Consider the following 19,266-nt stretch of genomic DNA (forward strand, 5'->3'; position numbering starts at 1 on the left):
AATGGAGAACGCAATGCCCCAGGCGCCCCAGGAGCTGTCCTTCACCCGGACGGAGCGCACCGTACCGACCCGCGCCCGCGAGCGCGCCGCCTACGACCACGAGACCGTGCACGCCATCCTCGACGCCGGCTACCTGTGCCACCTCGGCTTCGTCCGCGACGGCGCCCCCGTCGTCCTGCCCACGCTCTACGCCCGGGCCGGCCACCGCCTCTACCTGCACGGCTCGACCGGCTCGCGCCCGCTGCGCATGGCCGGGGAGACGGCCGACCCCGGCCTGCCCGTGTGCGTCACGGTCACCCACGTCGACGGCCTGGTCCTGGCCAAGTCCGCCTTCCACCACTCGATCAACTACCGCAGCGTCGTCGTCCACGGCACCGCCCGCCAGGTCATCGACCACGACGAGAAGACGGCCGCGCTCGACGCCCTGGTCGACCAGGTCGTGCCCGGCCGGGCCGCCGACTCCCGGCCGGCGAACGCCAAGGAGCTGGCCGCCACCGCCGTCCTCCGCCTCGACCTCGACGAGGTCTCCGCCAAGATCCGGGCCGGCGGCCCGAGTGACGAGCCCGAGGACCTCCCGCTCCCCCACTGGAGCGGCGTCCTGCCGGTCGCCCCCGCTTACGGAACACCCGTCCCGGCCGACGACCTCGCCCCGGACATCACCGAGCCCGCCTACCTCTCGGCACGCTGAAGGAGGAGCGCATGCTGATCCACCCCTGGGACGCGCCCACCGACGACGCCGAGTGGCAGGACTGGCTGGCCGGCCACGACTTCGGCCAGCTCGCCGTCAACGGCCCGCCCGGCTCCCCGCCCCTCGTCCAGCCCCTGCACTTCGCCTACGACCCGGCCCGCCGGGAGGCCGTCACCCATCTCGCCCGCCCCAACCCGATATGGCGCGCGCTGGAGACCGCCCCTGCCGTCCTGCTCAGCGTCGTGGACGACTACGTGTTCATACCGGGGCCGTGGCAGGCCGCCGAGGAGGAGCCGCCCGAGCACGGCGTCCCCACCAGCTTCTACGCCGCCGTCCAGCTCACGTGCACGCCCCATGTCGTGGACGCCCCGCAGGAGAAGGCCGCGCTGCTGGCACGGCAGATGGGGCACTTCCAGCCCGAAGGCGGGTCGGCGCCCGTCACCGCCGACGGCCCGCCGTACGGGCGCCAACTGCCCGGCATTCGGGGGCTGCGGCTGGAAGTCACGGACGTCCGCGCCAAGTTCAAGTACGCGGGCAAGCGGAGCGGGACCGTGCAGCGGCGCATCTCCGAGCGCCTGGCCGAGCGGGCCGCGCCCCGTGACGCCCAGGCCCGTACCCATCAGCTGCGACGGTTGACGGCCGGCAGCGGCTGACCGTCCGACGGCCGACCGCAGCCAAGGGCCCCTGTCCGCAACCCGGCCGGGCGCCCGGTGGTGGGTGGCAGACGGTGGAGCCGGGACCGCCCCGAATCGGCCCCGGCTCCACCCGCCGGTCAGCGCACCGTCGCCGCCCGCGCCCTGCCCGTACGGGCCGCCGCCGCTTCCCGCGCCTCGGCCACGGCCAGTCCCGCGACGGCCACGAGCAGCACACACGTACCGACAACCGTGCCCGCCGTCAGCTCCTCGCCCAGGAAGAGCACCGCGATCACCGCCGCGGGCACCGGTTCGACCAGCGAGATCACCGACGCCGTGGCCGCACGCACGGCCGCCAGGCCCGCGAAGTACAGGCCGTAGCCGAGGGCCGTCGGTACGGCGGCGATGTAGCCCATGAGCCAGAGGCTGCGGCCCAGTTCGTCTGCCTGCGGCCACAGCCCTTCGGCCGCGGCGAACGGCAGCAGACACCCGGCTCCGACGGCGAAGGCGCTGATCGTGGAACCGTACGCATCGGCGGCGTCACCGGCCTGCTCCAGACTGCGGGTCGTCAGCGTCGTCACGGCGCAGCCCGCGGCGGACAGCAGCGCCAAGGCGACACCGGAGGGCCGTACGGTACCGGAATCACCACCTCCGAGCACCAGCACGGCCAGCCCGGCCAGTGCGCCCACGACCGCTGGAACTCCTCCGGCGCCGAGCCGTGCGCCCATGGTCAACCGCGCGCCGAGCGTGACGAGGACGGGCCCGGCCCCCATGGCCACGACGGTGCCGACAGCCAGTCCCGTGCTCCCCACCGCCGCCAAGTACGTGGCTTGGAAGACAGCCGGCGCGCTCCCCGTGACGGCCATCCGTACGACGCGGCGCCGCAGCGGCTGCTTCGGACGTACGGCGGAATCCGGCGCGTGCGCCGCCCGACGGCGCAGTACCGCCCGTACGGCCGACAGCAGCACAAGGCCGCCGACGGTGCGCCAGAAGGTGAGAGCGAGGGGGCCCAGGCCACTACTGCCGTAGAGGAGGGAGGCGGCCGCGCCCGCTGTGCCCCAGGCGGTCACGGCGACGGTCACGTACAACAGCCCCGGCCCACAGGCAGGGCGGGGGAAGAGACACCATGCGTGGCTGTGCTTCTCCGGGCGATCCGGGACGGCGTCGAGCGCCGTGGAGTGGTCGCGTGGTCCCGTGTACGGGCAGCAGCGACCGGCCCGGGGCGGAACGCGTCCTGCGGATCACGTCAGGCCCGGGGCGGATACTCGTTCGGAGACCGCCGCCCGCGCTACGCGGCGGGAGGGGGCAGCACGGTCAGGCGCATGATCGGCACCTTAGGAGGTGCGCCGGCCAGCCGACAAGCCCTGCCCGTCTTCGAGACCCGGAGTGTCGCCTTCCGCGGCCTCGTCCGTGTCGGCCCGGCGCGGTGCTTCCTCGTCCGGGGCGGCCTCGCCGGGTACGTCCTCACCCGATCCGGCCCCGCCCGTCCGTACAGGCGCCGTGTCTCTCCCACCCCTCTCGTCCGTCCGGCCCGCCTTCGGCGTCGCCGACTGCGCGACGAACGCGCCGGCCAGCACCACCAGTCCCCCCACGACCTGCGGCGCGGTGAGGTGTTCGCCGAGCAGCACCCACGCCAGTACCGTCGCGATCACCGCCTCCAGGCACGCCACCACCCCCGCCACCTGCGGAGACAGCCTGCGCACCGACAGGACGCCGGTGACGTACGCCAGCACGGTGGCGATCAGCACGATCCACACGAGCAGCAGTACGGCGGGCACCCGGGTGCCGTCCAGGTAGGCGCTGCCCCCGAGTACCGGCCAGTCCATCTCCCATGGGCGCGCGACCACGGTCAGCACGGCCGCGCCGACCAGCATCCCGTAGGCGATCACACCCAGCGGATCCGCCGCGTCCGCACCGTCGCTGCCGTGGTCGGAGAGGACGAAGTAACCGACCTGGCAGCAGGCGGCGCCGAGCGCCAGAGCGAGCCCGACCGGATCGAGACGGAGACCGGCCCACACCTCCACCACGCAGGCCAGCCCGCCGACCGCCAGGACGACACCGACCGCCGCGGCCCGCGTGACCGGCTTCCGCTGGACGAACCGCACCCAGCCGAGCACCAGCGCGGGCGCGAGGTATTCGATGAGCAGCGCGACGCCGACGGGGATGCGTGAGAGCGCCGCGAAGTAGCACGCCTGGACGCCGGCGACGGCGAGCAGGCCGAAACCCGCGAGAAGGGCGGGGCGGCGCAGCGGCAGCCGCCGGTGACGCCAGGCGACGGGCAGCATGACGAGCGCGGCGCCCGCGACCCGCAGCCAGGTGACGTGCAAGGGGTCGAGACCGGCGGTGATCAGGGGTTTCGCGGCCACTCCCGAACCGCCGAAGGCGCATGCGGAGATCAGCGCCAGCGTGAGCCCGACGCTCCGGCTCCGGCCGGTCGGACCACCGCTCTCCGGACGCTCCGCGCCCGACGCCCCCTCGGCCCTCCCGAAGCCCGCAAGACTCGCGATGCCTTCGAGACCGGCGAGGCCTGTGAGGCCTGTGAGGCCTGTGAGACCGTCAAGACCTGCGACGCCCCCGGCTTCCCCGACGCCCCCGGCTCCCCCAGGTTCCCGCCGGCCCCCGGAGCCGCTCCACTCCCCGTAGACGCACGCATCGGCACATCATGACAGGAGCCGTCAGCAGCGTCACCCCAGTGACGCCTGTCATTCCTGGCCGGAACGGTCCCCGTCCAGCCGGGCCGCCAGCCGTTCCGTGTCGACCGAGGCCCTGCGCAGCACCTCGACCGCGCGCGACTCGGAGTCGTCCACGAGAGCCGCGAGCAGGTCCAGACAGGCGGCATGGGTCGCGTACCGGGCGTGCGCGCGGTCGAGTGCGCCGTCCAGGGCGGCGGCCGCGGCAGGCGACCAGCCCGGCGCGATGCCCTCGGTCACCATCGGCACCGCGCCGGAATCCTCGACGGTGCCGTGCCACTGGAGGCCGTACCCGATGCTGCGCTGGACGAGATAGCCGAGCAGCCGGGCGATCTGTGCCCCGCCGTCGAACGCCGCCCGTACCGACGGGTCCGACTCCAGAAGCCCGTGCAGCAGGTGGGCCGTGTCCACCTGACGGTCACCGTCCCGCGTGGCACGCCTGCGGGCAGCGGAGATCACCGACGCGAGCTCCGCGGTGAGCCGCGTCTCGAGGTCCTCGCGGGGCGAGCCCCTCCACTGTTGTACGCAGTACGGTTTTGCACAGTCCCCACCCCACCAGCAGCTGACGTCCGGAACATCCCCGGCGGGAAGCATTTGCGCATCCGCCCGTGGTTGGGCACGCCTTTCCGGAATCTCATCCTTGCGAAGGAGAGACGACGCGCCACCCCAGGGGCCCGAGTGGGACGCACACCACCACCTCAAACCTCCGCAGGCCCGTCCGGACACAAAAGGGCCGTGACCCGGTCCCCCGGTCACGGCCCCTGCCGAACTCACGTGTCATCTTCGCGCCTCAGCTCCGCGCGTGCGACGGCGAGCGGCTCACTCGTCCTCGGCGAGGATCAGATACAGCTCCTTGCGGGCCTTGTTGACCACCGAGATGGCCTTCTCCCGCTGCTCGGGCGTACCGGTGGCCCACACCTGCCGGAACGCGTCGACCAGGCCGCCGCCCGCCTTGCGGATCTCGTTCATGGCCTCCCAGTCGACGCCTCGGCCGGCTTCCTCCCAGGGCGCGTCGGCGACGTTCTCCACCTCCGTACGTCCGGCCTCGGTCAGCGAGAAGAGCTTCTTGCCACCCTCGCTCGCGCTGCTGATCAGCCCCTCGTCCTCCAGGAGCTGAAGGGTGGGGTACACCGAGCCGGGGCTCGGCTTCCAGGCTCCGCCACTGCGCTCGGCGATCTCCTGGATCATCTCGTAACCGTGCATCGGCCGGTCCTTCAGCAGGGCCAGGATCGAGGCCCGTACGTCACCGCGCCGCGCCCGGCCACGCGGCCCGCCACCGCGGCCCCGGCCGCCGAACGACGGCCCGCCGAAGGGCGGCCCGAACGGCCCGAACGCGGCTCGCCGCTCCTCGAACCGCCCTTCGTAGTCTCCGCGGCCACCGCGCCGGCCGTGTCCGTGGTGCTCGTGTCCATGGGAACGCATAAGGCGCTCCTTCCGTGTCGTGACTGCATCTGTGATCCATCGCGACATCACCGTGATCGTTCGCGATGCTTCAACGATATATCGGAACTGTTCGGATGGCAACGCCCGAGGTCGGCGAGTCTTGGACCTGGACCTGCTTCCCTCAACCGAGTCGTTGTCTCAGCGAAGCCTCAGCGAACTGAGTCGTGCGGGGCTCTGTTTCAGCGCACTCGATGCTGAGTTGGGAAGGCGACTGACCTCGTTGCGCCGGAGCCGGTCATTAATCGCTCGTTCATGACCAGCGCCCCCGGATTCACCTGCTCATGCTGCGGCCAGCACCACGCGGAGCTGCCGATGCACTACTCGACCACGGCCCCCTGCTACTGGGACCCGAGCTTCGCCGGCACCGACGACAGCCTGCTCTCCTCCGATCAGTGCGTCACCAAGGCTGCGCACTACTTCGTCAAGGGGCTGGTCGTACTCGCCCAGCACCGTCAACCTGAAGACCCACGTTCACACTCGTCCCGTCGGTCAGCTCCCCTTCATCGAGCTGGAGCCCACCGACCACCCCCTCGCCGTTGAACAGCGCCACGGCATCACGCTGGACCGCGTGCGCGACATCGAGGCGGCTGTTCTCCACCCCGCCGGCGATGGCGCCTGATCCGCACCGGTCCAGGGGCGGAGCCGGGTCGCAGGGCGGCGTCAGTCCTCTGGTGACGCTCGTGCCCTGCTGTCCTTGCGCAGGAGCCGGTGGGTCATGAGGAGTATGAGAGGCAAGTAGACCGTGCTGAATCCTGTCCCAATCAGGGTCCAGGTGCTCGGCTGATCTTCTGTCAGGGCCAGGGAGAACGCGGTCAGTTCAAACAGGAAGAAGGCCGCCAAGGCCCACCGTGTCCGGCGGAGATGCCTGACCATCCGGTCGGACAGGGGATATTGCGTACGCCACTGCGGCCGTCTCCGCTTCCGCATCCGTACGACCTCCCGGTTTGCCGCAGGTGTCGCAGCACCGTGAACGGCCCCGAGCGTCCCCGGCCCCGTCACGCCCCAGGAAGCGCCGCTCCGCTGGTGACCCGACGGGTCAGGACTTCGCCTCCAAGTAGCCCACGAGGGCGCTACGGCTGCGCTGGAGGTCGCCGATGCGTGCGTCGGTGTCCGCAAGTACCCGGTTCAGGACGGTTCGAACGTCCACGCACATTTCGAGCTCCGGCTGCTCACCCCGGGCGCACGGCAGCACCGCGCGGATCGCCTCGGTGGTCAGCCCCGCGTCCAGGAGGGCCCGGACCTGGCGCACGGTGAGCTCCGTGTCGTCGTCGTAGCAGCGGTAGCCGTTCGGGCCGCGCTCCGCGTTCAGCAGGCCCTGCTCCTCGTAGTACCGCAGCAGCCGCGTACTGACTCCGGTACGCCGGGACAACTCCCCGATCAGCATGTGCCCCGCCCCACTGCCCCGTCCCATCCGAGTTTGACCTTTCCATCGGTGTGAAGCCTTAACGTCGCCCACGGAACGAACGTTCCGCGCCCGCCGTCCATGATCCGGAAGACGGGCCGCTGCCGCCACCCCCTCTTCCCGTACGAGCTGGAGTGATGTCGTGACCTCTTTCGTTGTGCACCGTGACGGCCGGGCGGCGTCGGCCGAGGATCTGGCACCGCTCGCGTTCGCGGGTTACGCCCATTTCACCGCCATGCAGGTGCGCGGGGGCCGGGTCCGGGGCCTCGACCTCCACCTGGAGCGGCTGCGGACCGCCTCGGAGGTCATGTTCGGCAGGGTGGTGGCCGACGACCGGATACGGGGCTACCTGAGGACGGCGCTGGAGGCTGGGCCGGCCGACCTGTCGCTGACGGCCACCGTGTACTCGCCGGCAGGTGAATTCACCGTGGCCGAGGCCGAGGTGGAGCCCGAGGTGCTGGTCCGTACGGGCCCGGCCGCGTCGGGACCACAGGGACCGTTGGCGCTGGCGCCGGTCGAGCACGAGCGGACCCTCCCGGCCGTGAAGCACGTGGGCGAGGTGGGCAAGACGTACTTCCTCCGGCAGGCCGTGGGGCGCGGCTTCGACGACGCCGCCTTCGTCGACCGCCACGGCCGGCTCAGCGAGGCGTCCATCTGGAACCTCGCCTTCTGGGACGGCACCTCGGTGGTGTGGCCCGAGGCCGAGATGCTGGGCGGCACCACGATGGGCATCGTCCGGCGGCAGCTGGACGGACTCGGTGTCCCCCAGCGCGTCCAGGAGGTCACTCTCGCCGACCTGCCCGCACTGGCCGGCGGGGTGGTCATGAACTCGTGGACGCCGGGCGTGGCCGTCCACCGGATCGGCTCCGCACCCTTGCCGGACGCTCCCGGCTTCCTGGCACTGCTGCACCGCGCGTACGAGGCCGAGCCGCTCGTCGCACCCTGAGGCAGGGAGTCACGCACTGAGGCACGGAACCACATCCTGAGGCAGGGGGTCGCGCCCCGAGGCAGGGACCCGAGGCAGGGAGTCGCGTCTTGAAGCAGGGAGAGGGGGCGGGAGGGCGCAGGGCCTTGACTGCCGGAGCTCGGCAACGTGTCGCCCCCTGACTGGCTCCCGTCACGCCCTCCCAACAGGCGGCCACTTCTTCTGCTGCGAGCCCGTCACGGACCAAAAACCAGTCCACATGAATTTGATTGGCCTTGGTCGTGCCAAATGTGGACTCCTAAGCTACAGACCATGAGGATTCGTATCGTTGACGCCTTCACCGACCGCCCCTTCGGCGGCAATCCCGCCGGCGTCGTCCTGTTCGACGCCGGCGGCTTCCCCGACGACGCCTGGCTCCAGCGGGTCGCCGCCGAGGTCAACCTCTCCGAGACCGCCTTCGCCCACCCGCTGCCCGCGGGTGGTGACGCCGACTGGGCGCTGCGCTGGCTCACCCCGGCCGCCGAGGTGAACATGTGCGGTCACGCCACTCTGGCCACTGCACACGTCCTGCACACCACCGGGACCGCCACCGGCACGGTCCGCTTCGCCACCCGCAGCGGCGTGCTGACCACGACGGCCGACGGCAGCGGCGCGGTCACCATGGACTTCCCGACGGCCCCGCTGACGGCGGTCGAGGTGCCGCCGGCTGTCACCGCGTCGCTGGGCGTGGAGATCCGCGGCGCGTACGACACCGGCGAACAGCTCGGGGACCTCCTCGTCGAACTGGCCGACGAGAAGGCCGTACAGGCTCTGGAGCCGGACCTGCGGACCCTCGCCTCGCCCGGGGGCCGCGGGGTGATCGCGACCGCGGCGGCCGAAGCCCCCGACGGCGGTTACGACTTCGTCAGCCGCTGCTTCTTCCCGGCCGTGGGCATCGACGAGGACCCGGTGACGGGCAGCGCGCACACCGCGCTGGCGCCGTTCTGGTCGGCCAGGCTGGGCCGCGACGAACTCACCGGCCTCCAGGGCCCCGCCCGCCGCACCGGCCTCGTACGGACCGCACTGCGCGACGACCGTACGCTGCTGACCGGCTCGGCCGTCACCGTCATCGACGGCGAGCTGCTCACCGCCCCCTGAGCCGCGCCCTGAGCCCCGCCGCGGGCGGGCTCGGCCACGGCATCCGGCCGGGCCTGCCCCTCGGCGCACGGCGGCGAAGCCGACGACCGTCGTCCGTCGCCATTCACCCCTGCCCGTCACCATCCCCCAACACCATCCGCCCCCGCCCGCTCCCACCCGGCCTCGCCAGCGCCCGTCACACCGTAGGCAGCCACCCCACCTTCCCCGCCAGCAGCGCGTACCCGAGGAACGCCACGATGTCGATCAGCGCGTGCGCGGCGACCAGCGGGCCGACGCGTCCCCAGCGCCGGTACAGCAGGACGAAGATCACGCCCATGATCATGTTCCCGACGAACCCCCCGATGCCCTGGTAGAGGTGGTACGAGCCACGCAGCAAAGCGCTCGCCGCCAGCGCGGCCACCGGGGTCCACTTCAGCTGTCCCAGCCGCCGCAGCAGATAGCCGACGACGATGATCTCCTCGACGACCGCGTTCTGCACCGCCGAGGCGATCAGCACCGGGAACTTCCACCACACGTCGGGCAGTCCCTCCGGCACCACCGTCAGGTTGAAGCCGCCGCCCGCGCGCCGAGGTAGAGCAGCAGGCCGCTGCCCCCGATGACCGCCGCCACACCGACGCCGCGGCCCACGTCGAACCCGGGCCTGCGTCCGTCGAAGCCCACCGCCCGGAGGCCGCCGACCCGCTCCCGGATCAGCAGATGCGCCACCAGCGCGACGGGGACGAGCGCGGTGGCGATACCGAACAGCTGCCAGGCGAGGTCGAGCCACGGGCGTCCCGGCGCGTGCGAGGAGTTCAGCATCGCGGCCTGGTCCTTGAGACCGCCGGGTTTGGTCAGCGACCCGATGAAGCTGATGAGCGCGGAGACACCGCTCGCGCCTAGCGAGAGCGCCAGGACCAACACCAGCTCGCCGCGCAGGAGCCGTTGCGAGAGCCCGCCGTCCAGGCCTCTACCCAGGCCCCTGTCCGGCCCCTCGCCCGGCTCCCTGCCCAGTTCCCCGCCCGGTCCCCCACCCGGACCGCCGTCCACGCCGTCGTCCCGCCCGTCGCCCGGGCCCTGCCGCTTCGGGCCAGGGGATTCCGCCCCCGCCACGGGACGCGCGTCCGACTGCACAGCTGCCTCCAGTTCCGCACTGCCACTCCACTGCCACTCCACTGCCGTGAAACGCCATGAGCGGCGTCATACATGAAACGCCACGAGTAGAACGTCATAGCTTGCCCGACGCCGCCCCCGACGGACCGCCCGGCCCGCCTGAAACACGTCGGCGGCAGCCCCGTGCGTCCGCGGAACGAGTACGGCGTCGAGCCCGCCGGAAAGCACCCGGCCGTCGCCGACCGCAGCACCGTCCCGGACGAGCCCGACGCCATGAAGACCGTCGCCGCCTACCGCCCTGACCCACGACGTCGAGGCCGAACGCCCCGCCTCCTCACCCCCGCCCCGCCGCCACCGGCGCAGCGGTCCACTCGACGGGCCAGGCGTGGACCGGCTCCCCCGAGTGCATCAGTTCGCTGTAGCGCTGGGTCATCGCCGCCAGCGCCGCGCCCCGGTCCAGGCCGCGGCCGAGCGCGTGGTGGTAGGCGGCGGCCTGCCAGGACGCTCCGTTGACGCGGCGTCGGCAGCGCGCTTCGATCACGCCGAGGTAGTGGTCGCGGTCGACCGGTTCGACGCCCCAGGCGTCCAGGCCCGCCGCGGCCATCGGCAGCAGGTCCTGGCGTACCAGGCGTACGGCGGCGACCTCGCCGAGGCCGCCGGAGCGGCCGGGGCGGGGCCACTTCAGTACGGCGTCGATGCCGCGGCGGCACGCGGTGTCGAAGTTCTCGGCGGCCACGGCGAACGGCATACGGGTCCACACCGGCCGCGGCTCCTCGGCCAGCGTCCGCACCAGCCCGTAGTAGAAGGCCGTGTTGGCGATGACGTCGGTGACGGTGGGGCCCGCCGGCAGGACCCGGTTCTCGACCCTGAGGTGCGGGACGCCGTCCGCGACGCCGTACACCGGGCGGTTCCAGCGGTAGACGGTGCCGTTGTGCAGCACCAGTTCCGCCAGGCTCGGGATGCCGCCCTGGTCCAGGACGGCGAGGGGGTCCTCGTCCGCGTGGATGGGCAGGAGGGGCGGGAAGAAGCGCAGGTTCTCCTCGAACAGGTCGGACGGGGCGCCGATCCAGCGTTCGCCGAACCAGGTGCGCGGACGCACGCCCTGGGCCCGCAGCTCGGGCGGCCGGACGTCGGTGGCCTGCTGGAAGACCGGCGGGCGCGACTCGCGCCACAGTTCGCGGCCGAAGACGAACGGCGAGTTGGCGCCGACCGCGATCTGGACGGCGGCGATGGCCTGGGCCGCGTTCCACACGGCGGGGAAGCGGTTCGGGGTGACCTGGAGGTGGAGTTGCACCGAGGTGCACGCGGCCTCGGGCGCGATGGAGGCCGAGGAGGAGACCAGCCGCTCGACGCCCTCCAGGTCGATCTCGAAGTCCTCGCCGCGCGCGGCCCGCATCTGGTCGTTGAGCAGGACGTAACGGTCGATCTCCGAAAGGTTGGAGGCGACCAGGTCCTCGGCGGCCAGGGTCGGCAGAATGCCGATCATCACGATACGGGCGGCCACTTCGGCGGCCTTGCGGTCGGCATAGGCCAGACCCGTGCGCAGTTCCTCGGCGAGCTGGTCGAGGACGCGTCCGGAGAGCCGGTGCGGAAGAATATTTACTTCAAGGTTGCACTGGGCCAGTTCGGTCTGGAAATCGCGGCTCGCGATGCGCTCCAGCACCTGCGAGTTCATCATCCGCGGCATACCGTCGGGACCGGCGAGATTCAACTCGATCTCCAGCCCCATCAGATTCTTGGGGCGGTCGAAGCGCTTGTCCTTCAGGAGCCTCTGCAATCCCGTCAGACACTCGTGCAGCTTTCTCCGATAGTGTTGCCGGTCGGTGAGACCGGTGCCGCCCGCCGCAACCTTCTCCCCCATCGGAGCGTCCCTCCTCGTGTCGACGGGCCCGGCCCGGCAGGCCGCCCGGGGCCTGCCGGCAGCGCCCGGTCCGCCGGGCTCCCCGGCGGGCCCGGCGATCGCGCTACGGTCGATGATGCCCGGCAATCCGATCGACAACGCCTCGGACGTGCGCCGGAACCGGTAGGCTGCGGGAGACGTACGGGCTGGCACATTCCGAGGGCATACCGTCGGGACCGGAGGCCGGCTCGGGGTTTCGTGGCGAATATCGTCGAGATCCGCAAAATGACCGTCCGGATCCGGCCTACCGTGTTCACGGCGGAATACCAGGCCGCGGCGCCGGACACCGCACAAAGGCACCGAAAACCCCGTTCGAAGGGGTCTGGATTTCGCCTTGCCGACAATCCACTGAAAGGCTAGCCGAAACACTTGGTGAACACACGTCGTATAAACTTCGCTGACGAGGCAGAGAGTTGGCGCCCAGCGTTGCGGTGTTCCACCGGGGCTGTGGCAAAGCGGCTGACCCCGCCGGGCCGACATCCCCGGTCGGCCAAGTACCGGCGCTCTGACCCCGCACGCTGACGACGCCGTCCGCACCATGCCCAGCACCACCGTGTCTCCCAAGTGAGAGGCGACCCACCATGCCGCTGCATGTTCCCCCTGCCCCCGCGCCTGCCCTCCGCAGCGTCCTCGCCGCCCTCGGTTCCCCCACCGCCGTGCGCGAGGCCCGCACCCCCGCCCTCCGTGCCCACCAGGGCCCGCTGAGCCCCGAACTCCCCCTTCCCGTATACGTGTTGGACGATGTCAGCCACCCCGCCGGGCCGCCCCGCACCCGGCTCACCGGCTGGCGTTTCCTGATCCGCAGCGGCGAACGGTCGGTGGCGACCGCGGAAGCCATGCTCACGGCCGACGGCTGGACCTTCTCGCATTTCTGCGAGGGCCCCTACGTCACATCGACCGAACGGGCACTGCGACAGGCGGAGTCCGTACCGACCCCGTACCAGCCGCGGCTGCTGTCCGTGCCGGAGTTGTACATGCTCACTTTGTGGCTGCACCACGACGTCTCGGCGGACGGCGCCGAGGGGGTGCCCGCCCCGGGTGACGTCCTCGTCCCCTTGGCGCCGGCCCCGCCGGGCATCGCCGCCCACCGGCCGCACCGGGTGGCGGACCTGCTGCCCCGGCTGACCCTGCGCCTCGCGCCGGTACCCCTGCTGGGGTCGCCGGCCTGAGACCCGGCAGGGGGTCCTCCACGGCGACCGGCCGCGGCCGTACGACGCAACCGCGCACAGGAGCACACCGCCCCACAGGAACGCGCCCCGCGCCCCTCACGGACGCGGGGCGCTCCGCTGCGCTCACCCGCGCAGAGTACGCGGCCGCCCAGCTCCCAACGCCCCGTGAGGGGGACGCACTTGAAATGAACCGACCGCACGGGTGATGCGTCATTATCTAGTGAGTGCCGCTGCAGCCAAATCCCTGCGGAATCCGGCCCGTGGGGCAACACTGGTATCGACCTACTGAAACGGGGGAGCGGCCATGAGTATCTCGTCGAGCCGCAGGACGAATCAGACCACATCGCAGCGAAAGACATCATCCATGTGCCAGCACCAACCGCCGTGCCCGACCGCAGACTCCGCCGACCGGGAGGCCGCCCATCTGGTGGCGCACCACCCGGAGCAGGGCTGGAGCCTGCTGTGCAACGGTGTCCTCCTGTTCGAGGACACCGGCGAACTGCTGCCGGACGGCCAGGTCATCGCACCGCACCGGGTCCTGGGCACGCCGCACGTGGCCACCGCCGCCTGATCACATCGGCACACGGCACCGCGCGGAACCGCACAGCACGGCACGGTACGGACCGACGGCCGGCCGACAATTGAGCACAACGGACAACAGGGCCCCCGGCGTCGACGCCGAGGGCCCTTCGGGTGGCGCGCGACCGTGAGCGGTGCGCGCCGACGGCGGATCAGCCGTCGTACTCCTCCATGGGCGGGCAGGAGCACACAAGGTTGCGGTCACCGAACGCACCGTCGATCCGGCGTACCGGCGGCCAGTACTTCTCCGCCGCCTCGACGCCGGCCGGGAAGACCGCTTCCTCCCGGGTGTACGGGTGCGTCCACGCGTCGCCGAGCGCCGCCGCGGTGTGCGGGGCGTTGCGCAGCGGGTTGTCGTCCTTGTCCCACTCCCCCGAGCCGACCTTCTCGATCTCCGCGCGGATCGCGATCATCGCGTCGCAGAAGCGGTCCAGCTCGTGCAGGTCCTCGCTCTCGGTCGGCTCGATCATCAGCGTGCCGGCCACCGGGAAGGACATCGTCGGCGCGTGGAAGCCGTAGTCGATCAGCCGCTTGGCTACGTCGTCGATGCTCACCCCGGTCGCCTTGGTCAGCGGCCGTACGTCGATGATGCACTCGTGCGCGACCAGGCCGCCGGGGCCGGTGTAGAGCACGGGGTAGTGCGGCTCCAGGCGCTTGGCGATGTAGTTGGCGCCGAGCACCGCGACCTGGGTGGCGCGCTTGAGGCCTTCGCCGCCCATCAGCCGGACGTACGCCCAGGAGATGGGGAGGATGCCCGCGGAACCCCACGGCGCCGCCGAAATGGGCCCGACACCCGTCTCCGGGCCCGCGGTGGGCTGCAACGGGTGGTTGGGCAGGTACGGCGCGAGGTGGGCGCGCACGCCGACCGGGCCGACGCCGGGGCCGCCGCCGCCGTGCGGGATGCAGAAGGTCTTGTGCAGGTTCAGGTGCGAGACGTCGCCGCCGAACTTGCCGGGCTCGGCGAGGCCGACCAGCGCGTTGAGGTTGGCGCCGTCCACGTACACCTGACCGCCCGCGTCGTGCACGGCCGCGCAGATCTGCGTGATGTGCGCCTCGAACACGCCGTGCGTGGACGGGTAGGTCACCATCAGCACCGCGAGCTGGTCCCGGTACTGCTCGATCTTGGCGTGCAGGTCGTCGGTGTCCACCTCGCCGTCCTCGCCGGTCTTGACGACGACGACCTTCATGCCGGCCATCACGGCGCTGGCGGCGTTGGTGCCGTGCGCGGAGGACGGGATCAGGCAGACGGTGCGCTGGTCGTCACCGTTGGCGCGGTGGTACGCCCGTACGGCCAGCAGGCCGGCCAGTTCACCCTGCGAGCCGGCGTTCGGCTGGATGGAGACCTTGTCGTAGCCGGTGACCGTGGCGAGACGTTCCTCCAGCTCCGCGATGAGGGTGAGGTAGCCATGCGCCTGCTCGACCGGCGCGAACGGGTGCAGCTGCCCGAACTCGGGCCAGGTGACCGGCTCCATCTCGGTCGTCGCGTTCAGCTTCATGGTGCAGGAGCCGAGCGGGATCATGCCGCGGTCCAGCGCGTAGTCCTTGTCCGACAGGCGGCGCAGGTAGCGCAGCATGGCGGTTTCGGAACGGTGCTGGTGGAAGACCGGGTGCGTCAGGTACGCGTCGCCGCGCAGCAGCCCCTGGGGCAGCGCGTCGGCCACGGTCGCGTCGAGCTGCTCGATGTCGGCCTCGACTCCGAAGGCCCTCCACACCGCGTGCACCTGCGCGCGTCCGGTGGTCTCGTCGCAGGCGACGCCCACCAGGTCGGCGTCGACGAGCCGCAGGTTGACGCCGGCCTCGCGGGCCGCGGCGACGGCCTCGGCGGCCCGGCCCGGCACCCGTACGGTCAGCGTGTCGAAGTAGCCGCCGTGCACGACCTCCACCCCGCCGGCCCGCAGGCCCGCCGCGAGTATGGACGCGTAGCGGTGGGTACGGCGCGCGATGGCCGCGAGGCCGTCCGGGCCGTGGTAGACGGCGTACATGCCCGCCATCACCGCGAGCAGCACCTGCGCGGTGCAGATGTTGCTGGTGGCCTTCTCCCGGCGGATGTGCTGCTCGCGCGTCTGGAGGGCGAGCCGGTACGCCTTGTCACCGTCGGCGTCCACCGAGACACCCACCAGCCGGCCGGGCAGGCTGCGGGCGAACTTCTCCCGTACGGCCATGAATCCGGCGTGCGGGCCGCCGAAGCCCATCGGGACGCCGAACCGCTGCGTGGTGCCGACGGCGATGTCGGCGCCCAGCTCGCCCGGCGAGGTCAGCAGCGTCAGCGCCAGCAGGTCGGCGGCGACCGTCACGATCGCGCCCAGCTCGTGCGCCTGCTCGATGACGGCACGCGGGTCCCGTACGGCGCCGGAGGCACCGGGGTACTGGAGCAGCACGCCGAAGACACCGCGCTCGGCCACCTCCGCCGGGATACCCTCGGACAGGTCGGCCACCACGACCTCGACGCCGGTCGGCTCGGCGCGGGTCTCGATCACGGCGACGGTCTGCGGCAGACAGTCGGCGTCGACCAGGAAGACGCCCTGCTTGACCTTGCCCACCCGCCGCGAAAGAGACATCGCCTCGGCGGCGGCCGTGCCCTCGTCCAGCAGCGAGGCGCCGGAGGTCGGCAGTCCGGTCAGGTCGGCGACCATGGTCTGGAAATTGAGCAGCGCTTCGAGCCGGCCCTGGGAGATCTCCGGCTGGTACGGGGTGTAGGCCGTGTACCAGGCGGGGTTCTCCATCACGTTGCGCAGGATCACCGGCGGGGTGAACGTGCCGTGGTAACCGAGCCCGATCATCGGGGCGAGCACCTGGTTGCGGTCCGCGAGCGCCCGCAGCTCGGCGAGGACCTCGGCCTCCGTACGGCCCTGGGGCAGGCCCAGCGCCTCCGCGCTCTTGATCACGTCCGGTACGGCGGCCGCGGTCAGTTCGTCCAGCGATCCGAACCCGACCTGCGCCAGCATCTTGGCCTGGGCCTCCGGGCCGGGGCCGATATGCCGCTGCTCGAACGGGGTGCCTCGTTCCAGCTCGGTCAGGGAGCTGCGGGTGGTGGTCATCTGCGGGGGCCTCCTGGTCGTTTCGACCTGCGCGGGGCACCACGGCGCTGGTGCCCGGACGGCCTCCCCTCTGTCATCTCAACCTGAGAGCTTCACCGGTCCCGCACGCGGTACCGGCTTTCACCGTCGGTGAGGAAGGGTTCCGGCGCTGTGCCCGTCCGTGGCCCGCCCTGCTTTCCAGAGTGACCTCGTCCATGCGGTACGTGAGCCTGAGAGATTCCGGGGAGGAGTTGCTCCTTCGGCGCCTACGCCAAGATCGACGAAGGACTCTCCCGCATGGGGTCGACAGCCGTTCGCCAGCCTACCAGCGCGGCGAACGGGCGTTCCTTCGAGTGGCCGGGGCATGAATTGTGCCGTTTGGTAGTTGTCACAAGGCAGTTGCGACCACTTGGAGGGACCGTGCAGACCGATATCGATCCCCGCAGCTTGATCGGCCGCAAGGCGTTCGACAAGAACGGGACCAAGATCGGCACCGTCGACGAGGTGTACCTGGACGACGCGACCGGTGAACCGGAATGGGCGGCCGTACGCACCGGGATCTTCAGCCGGGACGCGTTCGTACCCCTGGAGCCCAGCGATCTGGTCGACGAGGCGCTGCACGTCCCCTACGACCGCAAGCTGATCAGGGACGCGCCGGACTTCGGGGTGGGCCGCCACCTCTCGCCGGAGCAGGAACTACAGCTCTATCACCACTACCGTCTGGACATCCCGGCCCCCGATCCCGTGCCCGGGTCGGACGCCGCACCGGCCGACACGGAGTTCGGAAGAGTGGCCGGCGCGGAGGACTGAACGCCGGGCGGAGCAGCTTCGTGGGTGCCGGACTCCTCCGATTCGCCGTCGCCGGGCGCGGTGGTCTTCCCGAGGGCGGCGGGACCACCGGCCTGTCCCGGCCCGACGGCCGGCCCGGGCCCCGCGGGACCGCCGCTCTCCGGAGCAGGCCCGTCCAGCCTCCCGGCCTCGCGGTCCCCACGGCCGCCGGAGCCGCCCGCCCCACCGGGCAGACCGTCACGCCACCCGTCCGGCGGACCGCCCACCAGCGGCAGCGGCTCGCCGGGCCGCAGCGCGGGATCCTCGACCGGGAACGTGCGCACCCGCCCGGGCCCGGACCACGGTTGTTCGAACCGGACGGTCACCCGGCCCACGCCGCTGCCCTGCACCCAGCCCGCCCCGTGCTCGTCGTGGATCACGTCGAGCCCCGGGAGCCAGCGCCGGGGCCGCTCGGGCTCGTCGACAGCCATGCGCGCGGCCTCGTCGGCCGCCCGGCGCTCCCGCTCGGCCTCCTCCTCGGCCGCCTTCTCCGTCGCCACCTGGGCGAACAGGTCCTCCTGCGTGTAATCCGCGAGGCCGGTCACCCCCACGCCCAGCAGCCGTACGCCGCCCGTCGTGTCCACCAGGTCCAGCAGCCGGGCCGCGGCCTCCCGCACCACCCCCGGGTCGTCCGTGGGCCCGCGCAGCGTCTCGGACCTGGTCAGCGTCGAGAAGTCGTAGTTACGCACCTTGATCACGACGGTCCGGCCGGACCGCCCGGCCGACCGCAGCCGCTGCACGCACCGGTCCGCCAGGCGCGTCAGCTCGGCGCGCACCCGCGTCCGGTCCGTCAGGTCCACCTCGAAGGTGTCCTCGACCGATATGGACTTCGCGTCCCGCTCGGCCACCACGGGCCGCTCGTCGCGGCCCAGCGCCATCGCGTACAGCCCGGCGCCGTGTGCCTTGCCCAGCAGCCGTACGAGCTCCGCCTCACCCGCCTCCGCCGTCTCGGCGACCGTGTGGATGCCCGCCCGGCGCAGGGCCTCCGCCGTGGCCGGGCCGACGCCGGGCAGCGTACGCACCGTCATGGGGCCGAGCAGCTCCCGCTCGGTGCCGGGCTCGATGACCACCAGGCCGTCCGGCTTGGCCTGCTCCGAGGCGATCTTGGCCAGCATCTTGGCTCCGGCCAGCCCCACCGACCCGGTCAGTCCCGTCCGGCGGCGGATGTCCCGTCGCAGCCGCTCCCCCACCGCCCGCACCGCCGCGGTGTCCGCCGCGACGCCGCCCGCTTCCAGGTCCACGAACGCCTCGTCCAGGCTGAGCGGCTCCACCAGCGGCGACAGCTCGTGGAGCAGCTCCATCACCACGTCGCTGACCTGGCGATACAGGGTGAAGCGCGGGGTCAGGTACGCCGCGTTCGGACAGCGGCGGCGGGCCTGCGCGGTGGGCATGGCCGAGCGGACCCCGAAGACCCGGGCCTCGTACGAGGCCGTGGAGACCACGCCGCGCGGGCCGATCCCGCCGACCACCACGGGCTTTCCGCGCAGGCTCGGCTTGGCCGCCTGCTCGGCGGCCGCGAAGAACGCATCCATGTCCAGATGCAGGATCGTCGGCGCACGTCTCACACGACTGATGCTCCCCCACACCACTGACAATCGCGCCGCCCGGCCTCGCCGGACGAGTCCGGAAGGGCCTTGAGGCACCCTTCGAGGCACTGGAAAAGCCTTCTGGGGCCCGGGGGCGTCAGGGGTGCTCCTGTTGCGGCAGAGGCGCGCCGGGCCGCCGTGACGGGCGTACGAGGCGGCCGGCGCCCGACGGCGGGATTCG

The 19,266-nt window shown here is 71.9% G+C and carries 15 protein-coding genes, 3 pseudogenes and 1 riboswitch; of the genes and pseudogenes, 9 read left to right on the plus strand and 9 right to left on the minus strand.

Features of this window, described 5'->3' with window-relative positions:
• Positions 1 to 13: 13 nt before the first annotated feature.
• Both ACEXOX_RS09155 and ACEXOX_RS09160 read left to right on the plus strand, forming a co-directional pair.
• The gene (locus ACEXOX_RS09155; protein WP_406519905.1) at positions 14 to 688 is read left to right on the plus strand and encodes a pyridoxamine 5'-phosphate oxidase family protein; all 675 of its coding nucleotides are present in this window, start codon (positions 14 to 16) and stop codon (positions 686 to 688) included.
• Between the two features lie 11 nt (positions 689 to 699).
• Positions 700 to 1,341 carry an FMN-binding negative transcriptional regulator gene (locus ACEXOX_RS09160; RefSeq protein ID WP_406519906.1) on the plus strand — a complete coding sequence of 214 codons (642 nt, stop codon included), beginning with the start codon at positions 700 to 702 and terminating at the stop codon, positions 1,339 to 1,341.
• A gap of 119 nt (positions 1,342 to 1,460) precedes the next feature.
• On the opposite strand, the gene ACEXOX_RS09165 is transcribed toward ACEXOX_RS09160, so the two are convergent.
• The 4 genes and pseudogenes from ACEXOX_RS09165 to ACEXOX_RS09180 form a co-directional block, all read right to left on the minus strand.
• Entirely contained in the window at positions 1,461 to 2,402 is a 942-nt protein-coding gene (locus ACEXOX_RS09165; RefSeq protein WP_406519907.1) for a DMT family transporter, read from the minus strand.
• A gap of 252 nt (positions 2,403 to 2,654) precedes the next feature.
• Entirely contained in the window at positions 2,655 to 3,719 is a 1,065-nt protein-coding gene (locus ACEXOX_RS09170) for an EamA family transporter (protein WP_406526274.1), read from the minus strand.
• Positions 3,720 to 4,022: 303 nt separating this feature from the next.
• A pseudogene (locus ACEXOX_RS09175) lies at positions 4,023 to 4,552 on the minus strand (Clp protease N-terminal domain-containing protein).
• A 277-nt stretch (positions 4,553 to 4,829) separates the two neighbouring features.
• Positions 4,830 to 5,432: a PadR family transcriptional regulator gene (locus tag ACEXOX_RS09180; protein WP_406519908.1), complete on the minus strand. Its 603-nt coding sequence runs from the start codon at positions 5,430 to 5,432 to the stop codon at positions 4,830 to 4,832.
• A 333-nt stretch (positions 5,433 to 5,765) separates the two neighbouring features.
• On the opposite strand from ACEXOX_RS09180, the pseudogene ACEXOX_RS09185 reads away from it, so the two are divergent.
• Positions 5,766 to 5,823: pseudogene (locus tag ACEXOX_RS09185) on the plus strand (hypothetical protein); the annotation flags it as partial.
• 87 nt (positions 5,824 to 5,910) lie between these two features.
• Positions 5,911 to 6,072, plus strand: coding sequence for a DUF2199 domain-containing protein (locus tag ACEXOX_RS09190; protein ID WP_406526275.1), 162 nt, complete (start codon positions 5,911 to 5,913; stop codon positions 6,070 to 6,072).
• A 417-nt stretch (positions 6,073 to 6,489) separates the two neighbouring features.
• Here the strand turns inward: ACEXOX_RS09190 and ACEXOX_RS09195 are convergent, their stop codons facing one another.
• Positions 6,490 to 6,837, minus strand: a complete 348-nt coding sequence (locus tag ACEXOX_RS09195; protein WP_030019940.1) for a MerR family transcriptional regulator — start codon at positions 6,835 to 6,837, stop codon at positions 6,490 to 6,492.
• Between the two features lie 160 nt (positions 6,838 to 6,997).
• Between ACEXOX_RS09195 and ACEXOX_RS09200 the strand changes: the two genes are divergently transcribed.
• Positions 6,998 to 7,801 carry an aminotransferase class IV family protein gene (locus ACEXOX_RS09200; protein ID WP_406519909.1) on the plus strand — a complete coding sequence of 268 codons (804 nt, stop codon included), beginning with the start codon at positions 6,998 to 7,000 and terminating at the stop codon, positions 7,799 to 7,801.
• 291 nt (positions 7,802 to 8,092) lie between these two features.
• A complete protein-coding gene (locus ACEXOX_RS09205; RefSeq protein WP_406519910.1) occupies positions 8,093 to 8,917 on the plus strand; it encodes a PhzF family phenazine biosynthesis protein in 825 nt (274 codons plus the stop codon).
• Between the two features lie 175 nt (positions 8,918 to 9,092).
• On the opposite strand, the pseudogene ACEXOX_RS09210 reads toward ACEXOX_RS09205, so the two are convergent.
• Positions 9,093 to 9,871, minus strand: a pseudogene (locus ACEXOX_RS09210) (CPBP family intramembrane glutamic endopeptidase).
• Between the two features lie 469 nt (positions 9,872 to 10,340).
• On the minus strand, positions 10,341 to 11,867 hold the full coding sequence (locus tag ACEXOX_RS09215) for a glutamate--cysteine ligase (protein WP_406519911.1): 1,527 nt from the start codon (positions 11,865 to 11,867) through the stop codon (positions 10,341 to 10,343).
• A 620-nt stretch (positions 11,868 to 12,487) separates the two neighbouring features.
• On the opposite strand from ACEXOX_RS09215, the gene ACEXOX_RS09220 reads away from it, so the two are divergent.
• On the plus strand, positions 12,488 to 13,075 hold the full coding sequence (locus ACEXOX_RS09220) for a hypothetical protein (protein ID WP_406519912.1): 588 nt from the start codon (positions 12,488 to 12,490) through the stop codon (positions 13,073 to 13,075).
• A 364-nt stretch (positions 13,076 to 13,439) separates the two neighbouring features.
• Positions 13,440 to 13,646 (plus strand): DUF5999 family protein, encoded by a 207-nt coding sequence (locus ACEXOX_RS09225; RefSeq protein WP_030019934.1) that lies wholly within the window; start codon positions 13,440 to 13,442, stop codon positions 13,644 to 13,646.
• 160 nt (positions 13,647 to 13,806) lie between these two features.
• Here the strand turns inward: ACEXOX_RS09225 and gcvP are convergent, their stop codons facing one another.
• Positions 13,807 to 16,692 carry an aminomethyl-transferring glycine dehydrogenase gene (gcvP, locus tag ACEXOX_RS09230; protein ID WP_406519913.1) on the minus strand — a complete coding sequence of 962 codons (2,886 nt, stop codon included), beginning with the start codon at positions 16,690 to 16,692 and terminating at the stop codon, positions 13,807 to 13,809.
• Positions 16,693 to 16,879: 187 nt separating this feature from the next.
• Positions 16,880 to 16,977: riboswitch (glycine riboswitch) on the minus strand.
• A gap of 114 nt (positions 16,978 to 17,091) precedes the next feature.
• Between gcvP and ACEXOX_RS09235 the strand changes: the two genes are divergently transcribed.
• Positions 17,092 to 17,481: a PRC-barrel domain-containing protein gene (locus ACEXOX_RS09235; RefSeq protein WP_030019932.1), complete on the plus strand. Its 390-nt coding sequence runs from the start codon at positions 17,092 to 17,094 to the stop codon at positions 17,479 to 17,481.
• Here the strand turns inward: ACEXOX_RS09235 and ACEXOX_RS09240 are convergent.
• A complete protein-coding gene (locus ACEXOX_RS09240; RefSeq protein ID WP_406519914.1) occupies positions 17,385 to 19,064 on the minus strand; it encodes a DNA polymerase IV in 1,680 nt (559 codons plus the stop codon). The genes ACEXOX_RS09235 and ACEXOX_RS09240 overlap by 97 nt on opposite strands.
• Positions 19,065 to 19,266 lie beyond the last annotated feature (202 nt).

The organism is Streptomyces sp. Ac-502, assembly GCF_045222935.1.
Lineage (GTDB): Bacteria > Actinomycetota > Actinomycetes > Streptomycetales > Streptomycetaceae > Streptomyces > Streptomyces monomycini.

What these genes read in the sequence shown, in the direction of transcription:
- ACEXOX_RS09180 (WP_406519908.1), bottom strand. Translation starts at nt 5,432, where the DNA reads ATGCGTTCCCATGGACACGAGCACCACGGACACGGCCGGCGCGGTGGC.
- gcvP (WP_406519913.1), bottom strand. Translation starts at nt 16,692, where the DNA reads ATGACCACCACCCGCAGCTCCCTGACCGAGCTGGAACGAGGCACCCCG.
- ACEXOX_RS09220 (WP_406519912.1), top strand. Translation starts at nt 12,488, where the DNA reads ATGCCGCTGCATGTTCCCCCTGCCCCCGCGCCTGCCCTCCGCAGCGTC.
- ACEXOX_RS09205 (WP_406519910.1), top strand. Translation starts at nt 8,093, where the DNA reads ATGAGGATTCGTATCGTTGACGCCTTCACCGACCGCCCCTTCGGCGGC.
- ACEXOX_RS09155 (WP_406519905.1), top strand. Translation starts at nt 14, where the DNA reads ATGCCCCAGGCGCCCCAGGAGCTGTCCTTCACCCGGACGGAGCGCACC.
- ACEXOX_RS09215 (WP_406519911.1), bottom strand. Translation starts at nt 11,867, where the DNA reads ATGGGGGAGAAGGTTGCGGCGGGCGGCACCGGTCTCACCGACCGGCAA.
- ACEXOX_RS09195 (WP_030019940.1), bottom strand. Translation starts at nt 6,837, where the DNA reads ATGCTGATCGGGGAGTTGTCCCGGCGTACCGGAGTCAGTACGCGGCTG.
- ACEXOX_RS09160 (WP_406519906.1), top strand. Translation starts at nt 700, where the DNA reads ATGCTGATCCACCCCTGGGACGCGCCCACCGACGACGCCGAGTGGCAG.
- ACEXOX_RS09225 (WP_030019934.1), top strand. Translation starts at nt 13,440, where the DNA reads ATGTGCCAGCACCAACCGCCGTGCCCGACCGCAGACTCCGCCGACCGG.